The organism is Micromonospora sp. NBC_00421 (assembly GCF_036017915.1).
In the GTDB taxonomy this organism is placed as follows: domain Bacteria; phylum Actinomycetota; class Actinomycetes; order Mycobacteriales; family Micromonosporaceae; genus Micromonospora.
Genome location: NZ_CP107929.1, coordinates 6719178 through 6738580, shown reverse-complemented (window position 1 = coordinate 6738580; position 19403 = coordinate 6719178). Strand labels below are relative to the sequence as shown.

The following is a 19403-nucleotide window of genomic DNA, read 5'->3' as shown; positions in this document are numbered from 1 at the left end:
GGCCGCGAGCGCGAGGTGGATCCGGTGACCGGGTCCACGGTCCGGCCCACGCCGGCCTCACCCACCCCGCCCGGCGGGCACCTGCTTGAGGTACGGGACCTGCACGTCGAGTTCCGCACCGGCGAGGGGGTGGCCAAGGTGATCAACGGGGTCTCCTACCATCTGGACCCGGGCGAGACCCTTGCCGTGCTCGGCGAATCCGGCTCCGGCAAGTCGGTCACCGCCCAGGCGATCATGGGCATCCTGGACACCCCACCGGCGGTGATCCGTTCCGGTCAGATCCGCTACCAGAGCCGTGACCTGCTGACCCTGCCCGAGGAGCAGCGTCGGCAGGTGCGCGGCAAGGAGATCGCGATCATCTTCCAGGACGCCCTGTCCGCGTTGAACCCGGTCTTCCCGGTCGGCTGGCAGATCGGCGAGACGCTGCGGCAGCGCGACCGGATGTCCCGCGCCGACGCCCGCCGACGGACCGTCGAGCTGATGGACCTGGTACGCATTCCCGGGGCGGCCGGACGGCTCGGCGACCATCCGCACCAGTTCTCCGGCGGCATGCGGCAACGCGTGATGATCGCGATGGCGCTGGCGCTGGCCCCGAAGGTGCTCATCGCCGACGAGCCGACCACCGCCCTCGACGTCACCGTGCAGGCCCAGATCATGGACCTGCTGGCCGACCTGCGACGCGACCTCGACATGGCGATGATCCTGATCACCCACGACCTGGGCGTGGTGGCCGGCGTCGCGGACCGGATCGCGGTGATGTACGCCGGCCGGATCGTCGAGCACGCCGACGTCCGCGCGCTGTACCGGGCGCCCGCCCACCCGTACACCAAGGGGTTGCTGGCCTCGATTCCCCGGCTGGACGTACGCGGCCGGGAGCTGTCCACGATCCGGGGACTGCCCCCGAACCTGATGCGGATCCCCACCGGCTGCCCGTTCCACCCCCGCTGCCCGTACGCCCGGCAGGTCTGTGTGGACGTGGTGCCCGACGACCTGGTCCTCGCCGACGGCCGGACCAGCGCGTGCCACTTCGCGCAGGAGGTCCACGATGACCGCGCCCGCTAGCCCGGCCAAGGTCCGGGGCGAGACCATCCTCGCCGTCGAAGACCTGGTCAAACACTTCCCGATCACCCGGGGCGTGGTCTTCCGGCGACAGGTCGGCGCGGTGCGGGCCGTCGACGGGGTGAGCTTCACGCTGCACCGGGGCGAGACGCTCGGCATCGTCGGCGAGTCCGGCTGCGGCAAGTCGACCCTCGCCCGGCTGCTGATGCGACTGGAGACGCCGACCTCCGGCCGGGCCACCCTGGAGGGCCGGGACCTGCTCTCCGCCTCCGGGGGCGAGCTGCGCCGGCTGCGCCGCAACATGCAGATGGTGATGCAGGACCCGTACACCTCGCTGAACCCGCGGATGACTGTCGGCGACATCATCGGCGAGCCGTTCGACATCCACCCGGACGCCGCGCCGAAGGGCAGCAAGCGCGGCCGGGTGCAGGAGCTGCTGGACGTGGTCGGGCTCAACCCCGAGCACGTCAACCGCTATCCGCACCAGTTCTCCGGTGGCCAGCGGCAGCGCATCGGCATCGCCCGCGCGCTCGCCCTGCGCCCCGAGGTGATCGTCTGCGACGAGCCGGTCTCCGCCCTGGACGTCTCGATCCAGGCGCAGGTGATCAACCTGCTGGAGCAGCTCCAGGACGAGTTCGGGCTGTCCTACATCTTCATCGCGCACGACCTGTCGGTGGTCCGGCACATCTGTGACCGGGTCGCGGTGATGTACCTGGGCCGGATCGTCGAGATCGGCACCGAGGAGGAGATCTACGAGCGGGCCACCCACCCGTACACCCAGGCGCTGCTCTCCGCGGTGCCGGTGCCCGACCCGGACGCCCGCGACGCCGCCGGCATCATCCGGCTGACCGGTGACGTGCCCAGCCCGGCCGACCCGCCGTCCGGCTGCCACTTCCGCACCCGCTGCTGGAAGGCCGAGGACATCTGCGCCCGCGAGGACCCGCCGACCGTCCCCCGACCCGCCGACCCGCACCCCAGCGCCTGCCACTTCGCCGCGCTGCGCCCCCCACCACCCGCCGCGCCCGAGGTCTGACCCCGGTCAGCTGCGGCCGCCGGCCCGGCCCAGCGGGCAGCGCGCCGGTCAGCCGCAGCTGAACACGGGTGGCGTCAGTGGAAGAAGTGGCGGGTGCCGGTCAGGTACATGGTGACGCCCGCCTGCTTGCAGGCGGCGATGGTGTCCTCGTCGCGGATCGAGCCGCCGGGCTGGACGATCGCCTTCACCCCGGCGTCGATCAGGATCTGGACGCCGTCGGCGAACGGGAAGAAGGCGTCCGAGGCGGCGACGGCACCCCGGGCGCGCTCCGCACCGGCCCGACTGACCGCCAGCCGGGCCGAGTCGACCCGGTTCACCTGTCCCATCCCGACCCCGACCGAAGCGCCGTCGCGGGCCAGCAGGATCGCGTTGCTCTTCACCGCGCGGACCGCCCGCCAGGCCAGCGCCAGGTCCCGCAGGGTCGCCTCGTCGGCCGCCTCGCCGGTGGCCAGCCGCCAGTTCGCCGGGTCGTCGCCCGCGGCGTCGATCCGGTCCCGCTGCTGTACGAGGACACCGCCGGTGACCTGCCGCCACTCGGCCGGCAGCGGCTGGAAGGCCGGGGCGCGCAGCAGCCGGATGTTCTTCTTGCCCTGGAGGATCTCCACAGCGCCGGGCGCGAACCCCGGGGCCACGAGCACCTCGGTGAAGATCTCCGCGACCTGCCCGGCCAGCTCCACCGAGACCGGCCGGTTGACGGCGATCACCCCGCCGAAGGCGGAGACCGGGTCGCAGGCGTGGGCCTTGCGGTGGGCCTCGGCGACGTCCGTGCCGACGGCGATGCCGCACGGGTTGGCGTGCTTGATGATCGCCACCGCCGGCTCGTCGGGGAAGTCGTTCGCGGCCCGCCAGGCGGCGTCGGCGTCGACGTAGTTGTTGTAGGACATCTCCTTGCCGTGCAGCTGCTCGGCCTGGGCCAGCCCGGCCGGGCTGGCCGGGTCGGCGTAGACGGCCGCCCCCTGGTGCGGGTTCTCGCCGTAGCGCAGCGTCGCCTGCCGGCGCAGGGCCAACCCGGCGAAGGCCGGCCAGCCCTCGCCGTCCGGGGCGGCGGTGGTGGCGAACCAGTCGGCGACCGCCACGTCGTACTCGGCGATGTCGGCGAAGGCGCGGGCGGCGAGCGCCCGGCGCTGGGCCAGCGTGAAACCCCCCTCGGCCAGCGCGGCGACAAGCGCCGGGTACGCGGCCGGGTCGGTCACCACGGCGACCGAGGCGTGGTTCTTGGCGGCGGCCCGGACCATCGCCGGCCCCCCGATGTCGATCTGCTCGACGCACTCGTCAGGCGACGCGCCGGAGGCGACGGTGGCCTGGAACGGGTACAGGTTGGAGACCAGGACGTCGATCCCGGCGATGCCGTGCGCGTCGAGCTGGGCGGCGTGCGAGTCCTTGCGCAGGTCGGCCAGGAGACCGCCGTGGATCCCGGGATGCAGGGTCTTCACCCGGCCGTCCAGGATCTCGGGGAAACCGGTCACCTGCTCGACCGGGGTCACCGGCACGCCCGCGCCGGAGATCGTCGACGCGGTGGAACCGGTCGAGACGAGCTCCACCCCGGCCTCGTGCAGCGCGCGGGCCAGCTCGACCAGACCACTCTTGTCGTAGACGCTGACCAGCGCCCGCCTGATCGGGCGGCGGGAGTCCTGCGTGGCACTCACGGAACGGTGACCTTTCTTCCGGTGATCGTCCAACCTGCACGAACCAGCCGACCGACCTGCTCGACGAGCTGGCGGCGCTCGGCTTCCTTGATGCGCTCGGTGAGCGTCTGCTCGTCGTCGTCGTCGCGGACCGGCACGGCGACCTGCGCGACGATCGGGCCGGTGTCCATCCCGGCGTCGACGAAGAAGAGGGTGGCCCCGGTGATCTTCACGCCGTAGGCGAGCGCGTCCCGGGGACCGTGGATGCCGGGGAACGCCGGCAGCAGGGTGTTGTGGGTGTTCAGGTACCGGTCGCCGAAGGCGGTCAGGAACTGCGGCCCGACCAGCTTGAGGAAGCCGGCGGAGATGACCAGGTCGGGCCGGTGCCCGGCGACGTGCGCGGTGAGGGCCTCGTCCCAGTCCGCCCGGGTGGGGTGGTCCTTCACCCGCTCGACGAAGGTCGGCACCCCGGCGGCGGCGGCCCGGTCCAGGCCGGCGATGCCGTCCCGGTCGGCACCGACGGCCACCACCCGGGCCCGGTAACCGGGGTCGGCGGCGGCGTCCAGCAGCGCCTGGAGGTTGCTGCCGGAGCCGGAGACGAGGACGACGAGGCGGGCGACGGACGCGGGCTCGGACACCGGGCAACCCTAGCGGGCAGGTCGGCCCGCCCATCTGCCGGGCGGCGACGTTTCGGGTGATCACACGTGTCGCCCCGGCACGATACGCTGCCGGTCGCCCGGTGGCCGGACCACGTCCGGCCACCGCACCCTTTACCAATGATCAGGTACGGACGCCGTACCGACGTGAACGAGGAGCACCACGATGCAGCCCGGCTACCCCAACCCGCAGCAGCCGATCAACAACAACATGACCCCGTCGATCGTGGCCATCTTCTTCTTCTGGCCGCTGGCGATCCCCGCCATCATCAACGCCTCGAAGGTCAACCCGCTGCTCCAGCAGGGCGACTACGCGGGCGCCGAGGCCGCCGCCCGGGAGTCCAAGAAGTGGTCGAAGCTGGCCTTCATCATCGGTGCCGTCTGGCTCGTCATCGTGCTGCTCTGCTGCATCTTCGGTGGTGTGATGGGTGCGATCGGCGGCAACACCAGCACGAGCAGCTACTGACGGACCACGACTGAGGAGCACCCGAGATGCAGCCCGGAAACCCCGGCCAGGACCCGTACGGCCAGCAGCCCCCGCACGACCCGTACGGGCAGCAGCCCGTGTCGGGCCAGCCGCAGGACCCGTACGCCGCGCCGCAGGCGCCGTACGGGCAGCAGCCGGCGGCACCGTACGGGCAGCAGCCTCAGTACGGGCAGCAGCCGCACGACCCGTACGGCCCTCCGCCCACCTCGGGCCAGCCGTACGGCCAGCCAGACCCGTACGGCCAGCCGGTCGGCAAGGACCCGTACGCGCAGCAGCCGTACGGCGCGGCGGCCTCCTACCCGGGGGCCGGCTACCCGGCGCCCCAGGGGCAGCAGAACACCCTCGGCCTGGTGTCGTTGATCCTCGGCATCGCGTCGATCCCGCTGCTCTGCTGCGCCTTCCTGGGCATCCCGCTCGGCATCGGCGCGGTGGTCACCGGCTGGCTGGGAATGCAGAAGGCGGCCCAGGGGCTGGCCGGTAACGCCGGTCAGGCCAAGGCCGGCCTGATCTGCGGGGCGGTGGCGGTCGGGCTCGGCATCCTGCTGGTGCTCCTCAACCTCATCGGCACCTTCACGCTGCCCACCTCGCCCTGACCAGGCGCGAGATCGAAGGGCGTCCCGGCATCGTCCGGGGCGCCCTTCGCCGCGCACGGCAGCGGCCCGCCGCCGTGCGCGGCCTGCCCGCGACCGTCACCTGCCAGCGTCGGGGACGTCGGACCGGCGCTCGGGCACCGGCAACCGGGACCCGGGCGGTGCGGGGGGCGGGCGGTCAGTCACGCACCGGCCGGGACGGCCTGTCCTGGGACGCACCGGGCAGATCGAGGGTCGCCCGGGGCCGGTCGGCGGGCGGGCGGGACCGGTCGGCGGGCGGGCGGGACCGGTCGGCAGGCGGGCGGGACCGGGCCGACGGGCGGGGACCGGACGACGGGCGGGCGAGGACCTTGGCGCTGGCGGCCCCGAGCAGCGCGCCGACCGTCACCACCGCGGTCGCCACCGCCGCCACCTGCCAGGGCACCGGGCCGATCTCGGCCAGCCGGCCGCCGCCGAGCGGGCCGCCGGAGGCCGCCGCGGCGAGCCCGACGACCAGGCCGACCACCGGCCCGGCGAGGGCAGCCGGGCCGAGCAGCGCCGACCAGCTCGCGGCGACCCGGTCGTCACCGTCCGGGCGCAGCAGCCGGCGGCCGAGCAGCCAACCCGCCGTCATGCCGGCCAGCACCGGCACCGCCAGCAGCACCGCCCCGAGCCCGTCGACCGGGCCGCTGGGCAGGCCGGCGAGCAGTGGTACGGCCGGTAGCGACCCGACGGAGACCTCGCTGAGCCGCACCGCCGTGTCGGTGCCGACGGCGAATCCGGGACCGAGCAGGTAGGCGGTCGACCAGACGGTGGCGTTCGGCGCGTAGGCCAGACTGACCAGGGTGATGCCGGCCTGGCCGGCGACCCCGGTCCGGTAGGCCCCGATCAGGTCGGCGGCGTCTCCCCCACCGGTCGCCACCGCCAGCCCGGCCGCGCCGGCACCGGCCCCGAGCAGCAGCAGACCGGCGACCAGGCCGGTGCGGACGCCGTCGCGCAGCACCGCCGGCGCGCGGGCGGCGAACAGTCCTGCCACGCCGGTGGTGCGGACCGCCCCGACCAGGGCGGCCAGCGTGCCGAAGAGCAACAGGGTGGCCCCGGACCGGACCGGGGAGACCCGCAGTCCGGCGTGGTCGACCAGCAGCGCGGCCAGGACGCCGAACAGGGCGTACCCGGTGCCGACCGCGACGGCGACGGCGACGGCCTGCCGGGGTGACCGGCCACCGCGCGCGCCCACCGCCCGGCTGGTGTGCACCCCGGCCCGGCCCAGCCGCCAGAACGCGAGCGCGGCGAGCGCCAGCGGGACGAGGCCGAGCGGGCCTGCGGTGGTCTGCAGCGGCACACCGTGCCCGAGCAGCCAACCGGCCAGCCCGGCGCGCAGCGCACCGACCACCGAGCCGGCGTCCTCGCTGAACTGGGCCACCCCGAGCACCACCGCCACCGGCAGGTACGAGGTGAGGGCGGCACCCGCGGCGGCCACCCCGGCGGCGACCGGCAGCGGCGCCCGGGAGCGCCCGGACTGCTCCGGCCGACGGGGGGCGGGCACCCGGGGGCCACCGGCGCGACCGGGCGGCCTACCGCCGGCACGGACACCGGCGGGACGGCGCGGCTGATCAGGGGTGTTCGAGGACATCGGCTCTACTCTGGCACGTCGGACCGGTGGTGGCTGCCCGTCGGACCCGCGCGGACCCGGCGAGTTCCGTGATCCACCGCCGTCGGGCGCCGATCCGGTCTAGCCTCGGCGCAGGGACGCGACCGAAGTCGCGGCACCGACCGTCCGGAGGAAGTCGTGAACGCTGGGTACCCACCGCCCCCGCCGCCGGCTGCGGCCGGGCGGGACCGCACCACGCTCTGGGGGGTGCTCGGCATCGTCCTCGGCCTGATCTGCTGCGGCATCCTGGGCATCATCTTCGGCTATCTGTCGATCCGGGACGCCAAACGGTACGGCCAGTCGCCGGTCCTCGGCTACCTGGCCATCGCGTTCGGCGTGATCAACATCATCGGCACCGCGATCTGGCGGGCCAGCGGGACGTACCCGCTCTGGAACAACAACTGAGGGGGCCGACCGTCTCCGGTCGACCCCCTCGGTGGTCCTGTCGCCCGCCGGTGCCGGGCCCGGCGACCCAGCCGCCCGCTCGGCGGCCCGGCCCCGGGTGACAGGGGCGGTACGGTCGGTGGCTCAGCGGCCGGACATCAGCTCCCGCATCAGCCTGGCGGTCTCGGTCGGGGTCTTGCCGACCTTGACGCCGACCGCCTCCAGCGCCTGCTGCTTGGCCTCGGCGGTGCCCGCCGAGCCGGAGATGATCGCGCCGGCGTGCCCCATGGTCTTGCCGGGGGGCGCGGTGAAGCCGGCGATGTAACCGACCACCGGCTTGGTGACGTTGTCCCTGATGAAGTCGGCGGCCCGCTCCTCGGCGTCGCCGCCGATCTCACCGATCATCACGATCGCGTCGGTGTCCGGGTCGGCCTCGAACGCGGCCAGGGCGTCGATGTGGGTGGTCCCGATGATCGGGTCACCGCCGATGCCGACGCAGGTGGAGAAGCCGATGTCGCGCAGCTCGTACATCATCTGGTAGGTCAGCGTGCCGCTCTTGCTGACCAGGCCGATCCGGCCGGAGCCGGTGATGTCGGCCGGGATGATGCCCGCGTTGGAGGCGCCCGGCGAGGCGATGCCGGGGCAGTTCGGCCCGATGATCCGGGTCTGCTCGCCCCTGGCCACGTTGTACGCCCAGAACGAGGCGGTGTCGTGCACCGGCACGCCCTCGGTGATCACCACGGCGAGCGGGATCTGCGCGTCGATCGCCTCGATCACCGCGCCCTTGGTGAACTGCGGCGGCACGAAGATCACCGTGACGTCCGCCCCGGTCTCCCGCATCGCGTCCGCGACGGAGGCGAAGACCGGCAGCTCGGTGCCGTCGAAGTCGACGGTGGTGCCGGCCTTGCGCGGGTTCACGCCACCGACGACCGAGGTGCCGGCGGCGAGCATCCGCCGGGTGTGCTTGGAACCCTCGGACCCGGTCATCCCCTGCACGATGACCTTGGATTCCTTGGTCAGCCAGATCGCCATCGTCAGACCCCCGCAGCTGCCAGCTCGGCGGCCCGCTCGGCCGCGCCGTCCATGGTGTCGACCCGCTGCACCAGCGGGTTCCCGGCGCCGTCGAGGATCGCCCGACCGGCCTCCGCGTTGTTGCCGTCGAGCCGGACGACGAGCGGCTTGGTGACCTTCTCGCCGCGCTCCTCCAGCAGGGCCAGCGCCTGGATGATGCCGTTGGCGACCTCGTCGCAGGCGGTGATGCCGCCGAAGACGTTGACGAAGACGCTGCGCACCGACGGGTCGGAGAGCACGATCTCCAGACCGTTGGCCATCACCGCGGCGCTCGCGCCACCGCCGATGTCGAGGAAGTTGGCCGGCTTGACGTTGCCGTGCCGCTCACCCGCGTAGGCCACCACGTCGAGGGTGGACATGACCAGACCCGCGCCGTTGCCGATGATGCCGACCTCGCCGTCGAGCTTGACGTAGTTGAGGTCCTTCTCCTTGGCGGCCTGCTCCAGCGGGTCCACCGCGGCCTGGTCGACCAGGGCCTCGTGGTCCGGGTGCCGGAAGCCGGCGTTCTCGTCCAGCGTGATCTTGGCGTCGAGCAGCAGGAGCGTGCCGTCGCCCGTCGTGGCCAGCGGGTTCACCTCGACCAGGGTGGCGTCCTCGGCGACGAACGCCTTCCACAGCCCCACCGCTACCGCGACGACCTGGTCGGCGACCTCGGCCGGGAAACCGGCCGCGTCCACGATCTCCCGGGCCTTCGCCTCGTCCACGCCCTCGACCGCGTCGATCGGGGCCTTGACCACCTTGTCGGGGGTGTCGGCGGCGACCTGCTCGATGTCCATGCCGCCGGCGACGCTGGCGATGCAGAGGAAGGTGCGGTTCGCCCGGTCGAGCAGGTACGAGAAGTAGTACTCCTCGGCCACGTCCGCGGTCACCGTGATCATGACCTTGTGGACGGTGTGACCCTTGATGTCCATGCCGAGGATGTCGGTGGCCCTGGCCACCGTCTCGTCGGCGCCCTCGGCCAGCTTGACGCCGCCGGCCTTGCCTCGGCCACCGACCTTCACCTGCGCCTTGACGACCACCCGACCGCCGAGGCGTTCGGCGATCGCGCGGGCCTCCTCCGGGGTAGTGGCGACGCCGCCGGCGAGCACAGGCAAGCCGTGCCGCTCGAACAGGTCCCGCCCCTGGTACTCGTACAGGTCCACGATTGCGCGTCCCGTCCCGTCTCTGCGGCGCGCCGTCGCGCCGCCGCCAGCGTTGTGGAAACTCCGTTGACGCCTGTCATCAGTTGAAACAGGCCATTGGCCGCAGCCTAGCGAGGTGGGCACCGGCGGCAACCGAGCGGGTGCGCGGTGTGCGGTAATGCACAGCGCGCCCTCGACGACTCGCCGACGGCACAGAACCGTCCACAGGTTGTCCCACGTGATGCGTAACCCCACCGTACGGGCGTCGTTGAGTCTGATGTCGGAGCGCTGGTCAGCGCGAAGACGGGAGCGGCCGATGCCCTGTCGGTCGAGGGGTGGCGGCGGGGCATCGTGCATAGAAGGGCCGGGCGTGTGAGGGGTGCGTCCGGCCCTTCACCCTGCCCGGATTCGCCGCCGGGGCCGCGGCACGACTGAACGGCGGCACCCTGGCGCACCGCCATCGGCGGACGAACAGGGTGCGACGCGCCCGGGACCGTCAGGCGACCGGCTGGGCCACGTTGGCGCGGACCCACTCGACGATCGACTGGGTGGTCGCGCCCGGCGTGAAGATCTTCTTGACGCCGAGTTCCACCAGCTCGGGCAGGTCGGCGTCGGGGATGATGCCGCCACCGAAGACGACGATGTCCCGCGCGTCCCGCTCGGCGAGCAGCTCCAGCACCCGGCGGAAGAGCGTCATGTGCGCGCCGGAGAGCACGGAGAGGCCGACCGCGTCGGCGTCCTCCTGGATGGCGGTCTCGACGATCTGCTCCGGGGTCTGGTGCAAACCGGTGTAGATGACCTCCATGCCGGCGTCACGCAGGGCGCGCGCCACCACCTTGGCACCCCGGTCGTGGCCGTCGAGGCCCGGCTTCGCGACGACTACCCGGATACGAGAGTTCATCAGCGCACACCTTCCACGGCTCCGCGGTCACCAGCTGAACGAACGGTAACCCGACTGGGCAGGTGTGGAAAACCCGGGCCGGACCCCTACCCTCCCGGCGGGCCACCCGGAAGCCGGACGCCTCCGCCGAACGGTCACTGTCCGCGACGAACGGGCAGGAAGGGGGACAGCCGTCCGGTGGCCGGAGCTATGACAATGATGGACGTAAACGGACAGAACGAATCGCCGGTTCGGCGCTTCCGCTTGTGACGGGAGCGGTGGAGGGCTAACGTGTCCACGGTTGTCATCAGGTCCACGGACGGGTGATGACGCTACCGACGACCGTTCGATGAACTGCACCGAACGGTCGGAGGTGGCATCGGATCCCCGACAACGGAGGGTGTGCGTGCGCCAGCGCCTGTCGTCTGAGCCCGATAGATATCGCGGCCGTCGCCGCGTACCCACGCCCCCGCGGAGCCGCTACGCGGCGGTGGTCACCACCGCATTCGTCGGCGCCGGCATCGTCGCGCTCGGCGCGGGTGCGATGCCGGACGCCAAGAGCGTCAGCCCGTCGGTCCTCGACGAGCTCCGGCAGGCCTCGATCACCAGCCAGGACGCCGCCGCGCGTGCCGACGCCGCCGACCGGGCCACCCGGGACAATGCCCGGGATGCCGAGGCGGGGGCCAGCGAGCAGGACCCGTGGCTGCTGCCCATGCAGGGCTACGACTTCAACTCCCCGTACGGCGTGCGGTGGGGCAAGCTGCACACCGGCATCGACCTGGTCGCGCCCGAGGGCACCCCGTACGTGGCCATCCACTCCGGCACGGTCACCAAGGCCGGCTGGTTCGGCGGCTACGGCTACGCGGTGATCGTGCAGCACGCCGACGGCAGCGAGGCCATCTACGGCCACTCCTCCGCGGTGAGCGTGCACGAGGGCCAGCAGGTCAAGGCGGGTGACCAGCTCGGCCTGGTCGGCAACACCGGCCACTCCTACGGCGCGCACCTGCACCTCGAGGTCCATGTCAAGGGCCAGCCTCTGGACCCGGTGCCGTGGCTGCAGGAGCGCGGAGTGGACATCAAGCTGCAAGTCGAGGCGTACTACACCGAGGCTGCCGCTTCCTGACCCCTGGGTAATGCCTGTCGACCGCCCGGATCTGCCGATCCGGGCGGTTCTTCGTGCGGCCATGTCTGCTGCGTCACATGCCGCAGTGTGACCGAGGACACGGTCGACCACTATCGGACAACTGGTCAGACGCCCCGAGGGCGGGGCATAGTCGGGCAGCGTCGCGGGCGGCTGAGGCTACCCGCCGGTACCCGCACCGTCGCCGACCCGTTTCGACACCCAGGATGGTCCCGGTCCGAACCCCCTGAGTGTGTGAAGGTCCGCCGTGCAGGAACACAGCCACCGCCGGGACGACAACACATCCCGGAACGACAGCACCCCCCGCGACGACAGCAGCTGCCGAGACGACGACACTTCCCGGCACGACAGCGCCGCCGGTACCGCCCGGAGCGCCGGGATGCCCGGCACCGTGATCCGGCACCGACGCCGGACCCGGCGTGGACGCGCCCTCGTCGGTGCCGGCGCACTGGTCGCCCTGGCCCTGGCCGGGATCTCGGCGATCGCCCTCGACGGCGGCGACGCCGGTGAGCCGGCGACCGTAGCGCTCGACGCCCGGGCCCAGTCGGAGGCCGCGGCGCGGGCCGACGCCGCCACCCGGGCCGACCGGTCCGCCCGGGAGCCGGCCGCCCCGGTCAGCCCCACCGTCGGGCCGACCTCCGCCAGCCCCATCCCGACGGTCGCGCCGACGAAGAGGGCCCCCGCCAGGCCGAAGGTCGCCACGAAGCCGAAGGTCGTCGCGAAGAAGACGGCCACACCGAAGCCGAAGCCGAAGCCGTCCTGGGTGATCCCCATGGCGGGAGCCGAGATCACCTCCTGCTACGGCCAACGGGGGGGTGCCCTGCACGCCGGCATCGACTTCGCCCTGCCGGCCGGCACCCCGATCCACGCCGCCGCGGCAGGAACGGTGGTCAAGGCGGGCGACGTCGGGGACGGCTACGGCGTCTCGGTCTTCCTCGACCACGGCAACGGCTACCTGACCCACTACGCCCACCAGAGCAGCCTGAAGGTCGCCGTCGGCGACCGGGTCGGCGTCGGCGAGGTGATCGGCTACGAGGGTTCCACAGGTGACTCCACCGGCCCCCACCTGCACTTCGAGGTGCACCAGGGGCAGATGTGGAACCAGATCGACCCGGCGCCGTTCCTGCGCGCCCGGGGCATCGACGTGGCCTGCTGAGTCAGGCCGCTGCTACGGCCCCGCCCCGACCGGGGCGGGGCCGACCGCTCAGAGCTTGTCGAGCGGGGCGTGCCGCAGCACCAGCCACATGGTCTGGTCGCCGAAGTCGATCTGCGCCCGGGCACTCGGCCCGTGCCCCTCCACCGCGAGCACCCGGCCCAACCCGTAACGCTGGTGGTTGACCCGGTCGCCGGCCGACACCTTCGGCCCCTGTGGCAGCTCGCTGGCGGTGGCCAGCCGACTGGCGTCCACCCCGATCCGCTTCGCCAGCTCCGCCGCCCGCGGCGTACCGCCGGTGAAGCCCCCGCGACCGCCCGACGCGCGGTCCGCACGGCCGCCGACGCCGCCGCCCCCACCGGCCCACGAGGTGTACGTCCCCTCGGTGCGCTCCCAGCGGACCAGCTCCGGCGGTAACTCCTCCAGGAAACGCGACGGCGGGTTGTAGGACGGCTGCCCCCAGGCCGAGCGGGTGACCGCCCGCGACAGGTAGAGCCGTTGCCGGGCCCGGGTGATCCCCACGTACGCCAGCCGGCGCTCCTCCTCCAGCTCCCGGGTGTCGCCCAGCGAGCGCAGATGGGGGAAGACGCCGTCCTCCAGGCCGGTCAGGAAGACCACCGGGAACTCCAGGCCCTTGGCGGTGTGCAGGGTCATCAGGGTGACCACGCCCTGGTGGTCGGGGTCGTCGGAAGGGATCTGGTCGGCGTCGGCGACCAGCGCCACCTGCTCCAGGAAGCCGGCCAGGGTGGCCCGCTCGCCGTCCTCGCCCAGCGCCTCGATCCGCTCGGTGTACTCCCGGGCGACGCTGACCAGCTCCTGGAGGTTGTCGACCCGGCCGGCGTCCTGCGGGTCGAGGCTCTCCTCCAGCTCGGTCAGGTAGCCCGACCGGGTCAGCAGCGCCTCCAGCACGTCCTCCGGAGTGCCCTCCTCGGCCAGTTCGCGGGCGTCGTCGAGCAGCGCGACGAACTCGCCGATGGAGTTGGCGGCCCGGGTGGAGATGCCCGGCGCGTCCCGGGCCCGGCGCAGCGCCGCGCCGAAGGAGATCCGGTCCCGGCTGGAGAGCGCCTCGACGCACGCCTCGGCCCGGTCACCGATGCCCCGGCGGGGGGTGTTCAACACCCGGCGCAGGCTCACCGTGTCGTCGTCGTTGACCACCGCACGCAGGTAGGCCAACGCGTCACGGACCTCCTTGCGCTCGTAGAAGCGCACCCCGCCGACCACCTTGTAGGGCAGGCCGACCCGGATGAACACCTCCTCGAAGACCCGGGACTGGGCGTTGGTGCGGTAGAAGACGGCGACGTCGGCGGGGCGGGTCTCCCCCGCGTCGACCAGCCGGTCGACCTCCCGGCCCACCCAGTCGGCCTCGGCGTGCTCGGTGTCGGCGACGTAGCCGACGATCTGCTCGCCCGCCCCGGCGTCGCTCCACAGCCGCTTCGGCTTGCGGGAGGTGTTCCGGTCGATCACCGCGTTGGCCGCGTTGAGGATGGTCTGGGTGGAGCGGTAGTTCTGCTCCAGCAGGATCGTCCGGGCATCGGTGAAGTCCCGCTCGAACTCCAGGATGTTGCGGATCGTCGCACCCCGGAACGCGTAGATCGACTGGTCGGCGTCGCCGACCACGCACAGCTCGGCCGGCGCGATCCCCTCGGTGCCGGCGACCAGCTCCTTGATCAGGGTGTACTGCGCGTGGTTGGTGTCCTGGTACTCGTCGACCAGGACGTGCCGGAACCGGCGACGGTAGCTCTCCGCGACGTGCGGGTGCGACTGGAGCAGGTGCACCGTCGTCATGATCAGATCGTCGAAGTCCAACGCGTGCGCCTCGCGCAGCCGCCGTTGGTAGAGCGTGTACGACTCGGCCAGGGCCCGCTCGTTGGGCCCCTTCGCCCGGCCGGCGAACTCCTCCGGGTCGACCAGCTCGTTCTTCAGGTTGGACACCTGGGCGGCCAGCCCCCGGGCCGGGTAGCGCTTCGGGTCGAGATCCAGCTCCCGGGCGACCAGTTGCATCAACCGACGGGAGTCGTCGGCGTCGTAGATGGAGAAGGTCGACTTCAGACCGGCATGCTCATGCTCGGCGCGCAGGATGCGTACGCAGGCGGAGTGGAACGTCGACACCCACATCAGCCGGGCGCGCGGGCCGACCAGGTGGGCCACCCGCTCCTTCATCTCACCGGCGGCCTTGTTGGTGAAGGTGATCGCGATGATCTCGCCGGGGTGGACGTCCCGCGCGGCGAGCAGGTAGGCGATCCGGTGGGTGAGCACCCGGGTCTTGCCGGAGCCGGCCCCGGCCACGATCAACAGTGGTGAGCCGGAGTGGGTGACCGCGTCCCGCTGCGGGCTGTTCAGGCCCTCCACCAGCTCCTGCGGGTCGAGGCGGCGGGCCGGGCCGGGCCGACGCGGCGGAACCGACGCGGGCTCGGGCGCGGGCGGGGACGCGGGGATGTCGAAGAGAGGATGCATCGCACGGCGAGTCTATGCCGACGGCCGGACACTTCCCGCCCGCGCACGCCCGACGGGACGCCGAGCACACCGCCTGCCGCCCGACGGGACGCCGAGCACACCACTTTCCGCCCGCGCACGCCCGACAGGACGCCGAGCGCACACTCACCACCCGGAGTCCGCCCACCACCGCACTCCGCCCACCGCACCACCGAGCCACGGACCGGACCGGCGCCACGCCGACCCCGTCCGGCCGGAACCGAGGCCGGAACCGAGGCCGGAACCGAGGCCGGAACCGAGGCCGGAACCGAGGCCGGAACCGAGGCCGGAACCGAGGCCGGAACCGAGGCCGGAACCGAGGCCGGAACCGAGGCCGGACCGGCCGTCACGGCAGAGGCTTTGGAGCTGATGACGTTACCGACTCGACCGCTCGGGAACCCCGAATCGTTGACGTCATCAGCTCCAAAGGACGCGGAACAGGCACCTCTCACCCGCTCCCGCATAGAGAGCGGGGTTCGTGTCAGGAGCGGGATTCGTGACAGGAGCGGGGTTCGTGTCAGGAGCGGGATTCATGTCAGGAAAGGGCTCGCGATCTCGGCGTCCAGGTACGACGCGGGCACCGGCTGCACGAACTGCGGCAGGGTGACGATGCCGTGACCGTGCGGGTGCAGGGCACCGACGGCGGTTACGACATGCGCGCGGGATATCTCGTCGGATGCGACGGCGCCCGCAGCGAGGTGCGCCGGAGGATCGGGGTTCCGTTCTCCGGTTCCACCGATCCGCGCGTCGTCTCGCGTGCCGCACACGTCACCCTGCCGGGATCGTCGGTCGACGCCGCCACCGCCGAGATCGTGCTGCCCGACGGGGACCGTATCGGTCTGTACGCCTGGCACCGCACCGAACGCGGCACCCACGTCGTGGTGCCGCACGGCCCCGGCGTGTCGATGGTGTCGGTGATCGAGTGGGACGGGCCCCCGATCGCCGCCGAGAGCCCGGTCAGCATCGGGGAGGTGCGCGCCAGCCTGCACCGGGTCCTCGGCCGGGACCTACCGCTTGCCGCGCCGACCACCGCCGGGCCGCACCTGCTGCGCCGCAGGTACGCCGCGAACGCCCGGGTCGCGGACTCGTACCGGCGCGGTCGGGTGTTCCTCGCCGGAGACGCCGCCCACGTGCTCCCGCGGTCGGTGCGCCCGGTCTCACCTCGGGCTCCAGGACGCGGCCAACCTCGGCTGGAAACTCGCCGCGCAGGTGCACGGCTGGGCGGCGCCACCCGCCGGCGCCCTGCTCGTCCGAGCGGACGGCTATGTCGCGTGGGCGCTCGGCCCGGACGGTGACCACCATCTCCTGGCCGCGTTGGAAACCTGGTTCGGCGACCCGCAGTGCCACCATCCGCCGAGCGCAGCGGCACTCCTGCCGCCCGACGAGAGCGTCGGTCGGGACTGAGACGAAGCTGTCACGGTGGCCCCACTGGCATCTTCGTCCCCGAGGCGCGACGATGACGCGGGAAATCCCCGCCTGCTCCCCCGAAGACGACTTGGGAGAACAACCATGAGTCAACCGCGCTCGCGCGGTCGGGCCGTGCTGCGTCACCTCGCCGCGCCGGCCCTCGCCCTGGCCGTCGTGGCCAGCCTGCCCATCACCGGCCGCGCCACCACGCAGCCGACCGACGCCGCCCCCGGGGCCGGCCTCGCTCCGGTCGCCGTCTCGTACGCCACCGCGACGGGTGGCGAGGTCAAGGGTCAGTTCCTCAGCTACAACGACTTCCACGGCGCGATCGACCCACCCGGTGGCAGCGGCGCCACCGTCAACGGCACCCCGGCCGGCGGGGTGGAATACCTCGCCACCTGGCTCAAGAAGCTGCGTGCCGAGGCGAAGACCGAGGGTCGGGTCACCACCACCGTCGGCGCCGGCGACCTGATCGGGGCCTCCCCGCTGGTCAGCGCCGCGTTCCACGACGAACCCACAATCGAACTGATGGACCAGGTGGGCCTGGACGTCAGCTCGGTCGGCAACCACGAGTTCGACGAGGGCGTCAAGGAGCTGCTCCGGATCAACAAGGGCGGCTGCCACCCGGTCGACGGCTGCCAGGACGGCGACGGCTTCGCCGGTGCGAAGTTCACCTACCTCGCCGCCAACACCATCAACAAGAAGACCAAGCTGCCGATCCTGCCCCCGATCGACGTGAAGTTCGTCGGCGGCGTGCCGGTCGGTTTCGTCGGGGTCACCCTGGAGGGCACCCCGGGCATCGTCAACCCGGCCGGCATCAAGGACGTCACCTTTGCCGACGAGGTGCAGACCGCCAACAAGTGGGGTGGCCTGCTCAAGCTCTTCGGGGTCAAGGCGATGGTCCTGCTGGTGCACGAGGGCGGCACCCAGTCCGCGCCGCCGACCACCCCGGGCGTCTCCGACTGCGCCAACTTCTCCGGCCCGATCGTGGACATCGTCAAGGGCCTGCGGCCGGAGTTCGGCGTGGTCGTCTCCGGGCACACCCACCGCTTCTACTCCTGCTCGCTGCCGAACTCCTCGGGCAGGCCGAGCGTGGTCACCAGCGCCGGCAACAACGGGCAGCTGGTCACCGACATCGACTACTCGCTGGACCGGCGTACCGGCCGGTTCACCGGCATCACCGCCAAGAACGTGATCGTGGAGAACGGCGTGCGCAACGCCGACGGCAGCTGGCAGCAGACCGGGGGCGTGTTCGCCAAGAACCCGGCCCTGGTGGACGCGGGCACGAAGGCGCTGGCCGACAAGTACCGCACGGCGGTCGCCCCGATCGCCAACCGGGTGGTCGGGAAGATCAGCGCGGACATCGTCCGGGACGCCCGGCCCAACGGGGAGAGCCCGATGGGTGACGTGATCGCCGACGCGCAGCTGGCGTACACGAAGGGTGACGGGGCGCAGCTCGCGCTGATGAACCCCGGCGGCGTCCGGGCCTCCCTGTCGTACGCGGCGTCGACCGGTGGTGAGGCGCCGGGCGAGGTGACCTACGGCGAGGCGTTCACGGTGCAGCCGTTCAACAACCTGGTGGTCACCCAGACGTTCACCGGCGCACAGCTCAAGAACGTGCTGGAGCAGCAGTTCGTCGGTTTCAACGGGCAGACCGCCCAGCGCATCCTCCAGCCGTCCGCCGGGCTGACCTACTCGTACGACAGCACCGCGGCGGCCGGTTCGCGGGTCAGCGCGCTGACCCTGAACGGGAGCCCGGTCGACCCGGCGGGCAGCTACCGGGTCACCACGAACGACTTCCTCGCCAACGGCGGGGACGGGTTCACCGAGCTGGCGGGCGGCGCCGGCCGGACCACGGCACCCGGCTTCGACGTGGACGCCCTGGTGGCGTACCTGGGCAACGGGGAGCCGGTGGCCCCCACCGCGGCGGACCGCATCACCCGCCTCGGCTGACCGGTACGCAGGGGCCCTGTCCGGCTCCCGCCCGCGTGCGGTGGAACCCCGCCCGGGCGGGGCCGGACGGGCCCCCTGCCGCCGGTGCCCGTCGGTCGTCCCGGCACCATCCGTGCGGGAGAACCGAGGTCTGCTTGCGCGGACCGGCCCCCGGTCGGCATACTCGACAGCGTGATCGATAGGCGGTCCTACTTTTACTACGGCACCGGGAGTCCGGCAGCCGTGGGTCGCGCCTGATCGACAGGACCTACGAAAGCCCCGGGCTCGGAGAGCCCGGGGCTTTTTCGTCCCGGGATCCGGGCACCGGACCCGAGACCCGAGGGGTACGACGATGATGACTGACGTGGTGGAGTCCAGCGGTGGCCCCGCGCGGCACGACGACCGGGCCGGAACCGAACCGGCCGGAACCGAACCGGCCGGAGCGGTTGCTGCCCGCACCGGCACCGGTGACACGGCGGCGGCCGAGCGGATCGTGGCGATCAGGGAACGGATCGACGAGATCGACCGTACGCTCATCGCGCTCTGGCAGGAACGCGCGGCGCTCTCCCAGGAGGTCGGGGTGACCCGGATGGCCTCCGGGGGCACCCGGCTGGTGCTCTCCCGGGAACGGGAGATCCTGGAACGCTTCCGCAGCGAGCTGGGGGCCGACGGCACCCAGCTCGCGCTGCTGCTGCTGCGGGCCGGGCGCGGACCGCTGTAGACCGGCCACCGCACCCGCACCCGCGCCGGGCACGGCGCACC

Annotated in this window: 17 protein-coding genes and 1 pseudogene; 11 read left to right on the top strand and 7 right to left on the bottom strand. The window is 72.6% G+C overall.

What is annotated here, in order from left to right:
- Window positions 1-24 precede the first annotated feature (24 nt).
- Window positions 25-1062, top strand: a complete 1038-nt coding sequence (locus OHQ87_RS29075) for an ABC transporter ATP-binding protein (RefSeq protein WP_328343051.1) — start codon at window positions 25-27, stop codon at window positions 1060-1062.
- Complete coding sequence (locus OHQ87_RS29070) at window positions 1046-2092, top strand: ABC transporter ATP-binding protein (protein WP_328343049.1); 1047 nt, start codon at window positions 1046-1048, stop codon at window positions 2090-2092. The genes OHQ87_RS29075 and OHQ87_RS29070 overlap by 17 nt, the downstream gene beginning before the upstream one ends.
- A 74-nt stretch (window positions 2093-2166) precedes the next feature.
- Here OHQ87_RS29070 and purH read toward each other — a convergent pair whose 3' ends face one another.
- Window positions 2167-3738: a bifunctional phosphoribosylaminoimidazolecarboxamide formyltransferase/IMP cyclohydrolase gene (gene purH, locus OHQ87_RS29065; protein ID WP_328343047.1), complete on the bottom strand. Its 1572-nt coding sequence runs from the start codon at window positions 3736-3738 to the stop codon at window positions 2167-2169.
- Window positions 3735-4355: a phosphoribosylglycinamide formyltransferase gene (purN, locus tag OHQ87_RS29060; protein WP_328343045.1), complete on the bottom strand. Its 621-nt coding sequence runs from the start codon at window positions 4353-4355 to the stop codon at window positions 3735-3737. The genes purH and purN overlap by 4 nt, the downstream gene beginning before the upstream one ends.
- Before the next feature lie 184 nt (window positions 4356-4539).
- Here purN and OHQ87_RS29055 point away from each other — a divergent pair, with 184 nt between their 5' ends.
- Both OHQ87_RS29055 and OHQ87_RS29050 read left to right on the top strand, forming a co-directional pair.
- On the top strand, window positions 4540-4839 hold the full coding sequence (locus OHQ87_RS29055; RefSeq protein WP_328343043.1) for a CD225/dispanin family protein: 300 nt from the start codon (window positions 4540-4542) through the stop codon (window positions 4837-4839).
- A gap of 26 nt (window positions 4840-4865) precedes the next feature.
- Window positions 4866-5453: a DUF4190 domain-containing protein gene (locus OHQ87_RS29050; RefSeq protein ID WP_328343041.1), complete on the top strand. Its 588-nt coding sequence runs from the start codon at window positions 4866-4868 to the stop codon at window positions 5451-5453.
- Window positions 5454-5787: 334 nt separating this feature from the next.
- Here the strand turns inward: OHQ87_RS29050 and OHQ87_RS29045 are convergent.
- Window positions 5788-7062, bottom strand: a pseudogene (locus tag OHQ87_RS29045) (cell division protein PerM); the annotation flags it as partial.
- 156 nt (window positions 7063-7218) lie between these two features.
- Between OHQ87_RS29045 and OHQ87_RS29040 the strand changes: the two are divergent.
- Entirely contained in the window at window positions 7219-7485 is a 267-nt protein-coding gene (locus tag OHQ87_RS29040) for a DUF4190 domain-containing protein (protein WP_328343039.1), read from the top strand.
- 123 nt (window positions 7486-7608) lie between these two features.
- Here the strand turns inward: OHQ87_RS29040 and sucD are convergent, their stop codons facing one another.
- The 3 genes from sucD to OHQ87_RS29025 all read right to left on the bottom strand — a co-directional run bounded on the left by sucD (window position 7609) and on the right by OHQ87_RS29025 (window position 10557).
- A complete protein-coding gene (gene sucD, locus OHQ87_RS29035) occupies window positions 7609-8496 on the bottom strand; it encodes a succinate--CoA ligase subunit alpha (RefSeq protein WP_328343038.1) in 888 nt (295 codons plus the stop codon).
- A 2-nt stretch (window positions 8497-8498) separates the two neighbouring features.
- The gene (gene sucC / locus OHQ87_RS29030) at window positions 8499-9677 is read right to left on the bottom strand and encodes an ADP-forming succinate--CoA ligase subunit beta (RefSeq protein WP_328343036.1); all 1179 of its coding nucleotides are present in this window, start codon (window positions 9675-9677) and stop codon (window positions 8499-8501) included.
- Window positions 9678-10152: 475 nt separating this feature from the next.
- Entirely contained in the window at window positions 10153-10557 is a 405-nt protein-coding gene (locus OHQ87_RS29025; RefSeq protein ID WP_328343033.1) for a cobalamin B12-binding domain-containing protein, read from the bottom strand.
- Window positions 10558-10942: 385 nt separating this feature from the next.
- Between OHQ87_RS29025 and OHQ87_RS29020 the strand changes: the two genes are divergently transcribed.
- Window positions 10943-11659, top strand: coding sequence for a M23 family metallopeptidase (locus OHQ87_RS29020; RefSeq protein ID WP_328343031.1), 717 nt, complete (start codon window positions 10943-10945; stop codon window positions 11657-11659).
- Window positions 11660-12056: 397 nt separating this feature from the next.
- Window positions 12057-12833 carry a M23 family metallopeptidase gene (locus OHQ87_RS29015; protein WP_328343029.1) on the top strand — a complete coding sequence of 259 codons (777 nt, stop codon included), beginning with the start codon at window positions 12057-12059 and terminating at the stop codon, window positions 12831-12833.
- A gap of 48 nt (window positions 12834-12881) precedes the next feature.
- On the opposite strand, the gene pcrA is transcribed toward OHQ87_RS29015, so the two are convergent.
- Window positions 12882-15284 (bottom strand): DNA helicase PcrA, encoded by a 2403-nt coding sequence (gene pcrA / locus OHQ87_RS29010; RefSeq protein ID WP_328343027.1) that lies wholly within the window; start codon window positions 15282-15284, stop codon window positions 12882-12884.
- Window positions 15285-15886: 602 nt separating this feature from the next.
- On the opposite strand from pcrA, the gene OHQ87_RS29005 reads away from it, so the two are divergent.
- The 4 genes from OHQ87_RS29005 (at window position 15887) to OHQ87_RS28995 (ending at window position 19362) form a co-directional block, all read left to right on the top strand.
- On the top strand, window positions 15887-16597 hold the full coding sequence (locus OHQ87_RS29005; protein ID WP_328349039.1) for an FAD-dependent monooxygenase: 711 nt from the start codon (window positions 15887-15889) through the stop codon (window positions 16595-16597).
- Entirely contained in the window at window positions 16512-16706 is a 195-nt protein-coding gene (locus tag OHQ87_RS31485; RefSeq protein WP_442930617.1) for an aromatic-ring hydroxylase C-terminal domain-containing protein, read from the top strand. The genes OHQ87_RS29005 and OHQ87_RS31485 overlap by 86 nt, the downstream gene beginning before the upstream one ends.
- 105 nt (window positions 16707-16811) lie before the next feature.
- Window positions 16812-18662, top strand: a complete 1851-nt coding sequence (locus OHQ87_RS29000) for a bifunctional metallophosphatase/5'-nucleotidase (protein ID WP_328343026.1) — start codon at window positions 16812-16814, stop codon at window positions 18660-18662.
- Window positions 18663-18993: 331 nt separating this feature from the next.
- A complete protein-coding gene (locus tag OHQ87_RS28995) occupies window positions 18994-19362 on the top strand; it encodes a chorismate mutase (RefSeq protein ID WP_328343025.1) in 369 nt (122 codons plus the stop codon).
- The last annotated feature ends 41 nt before the right edge of the window (window positions 19363-19403 follow it).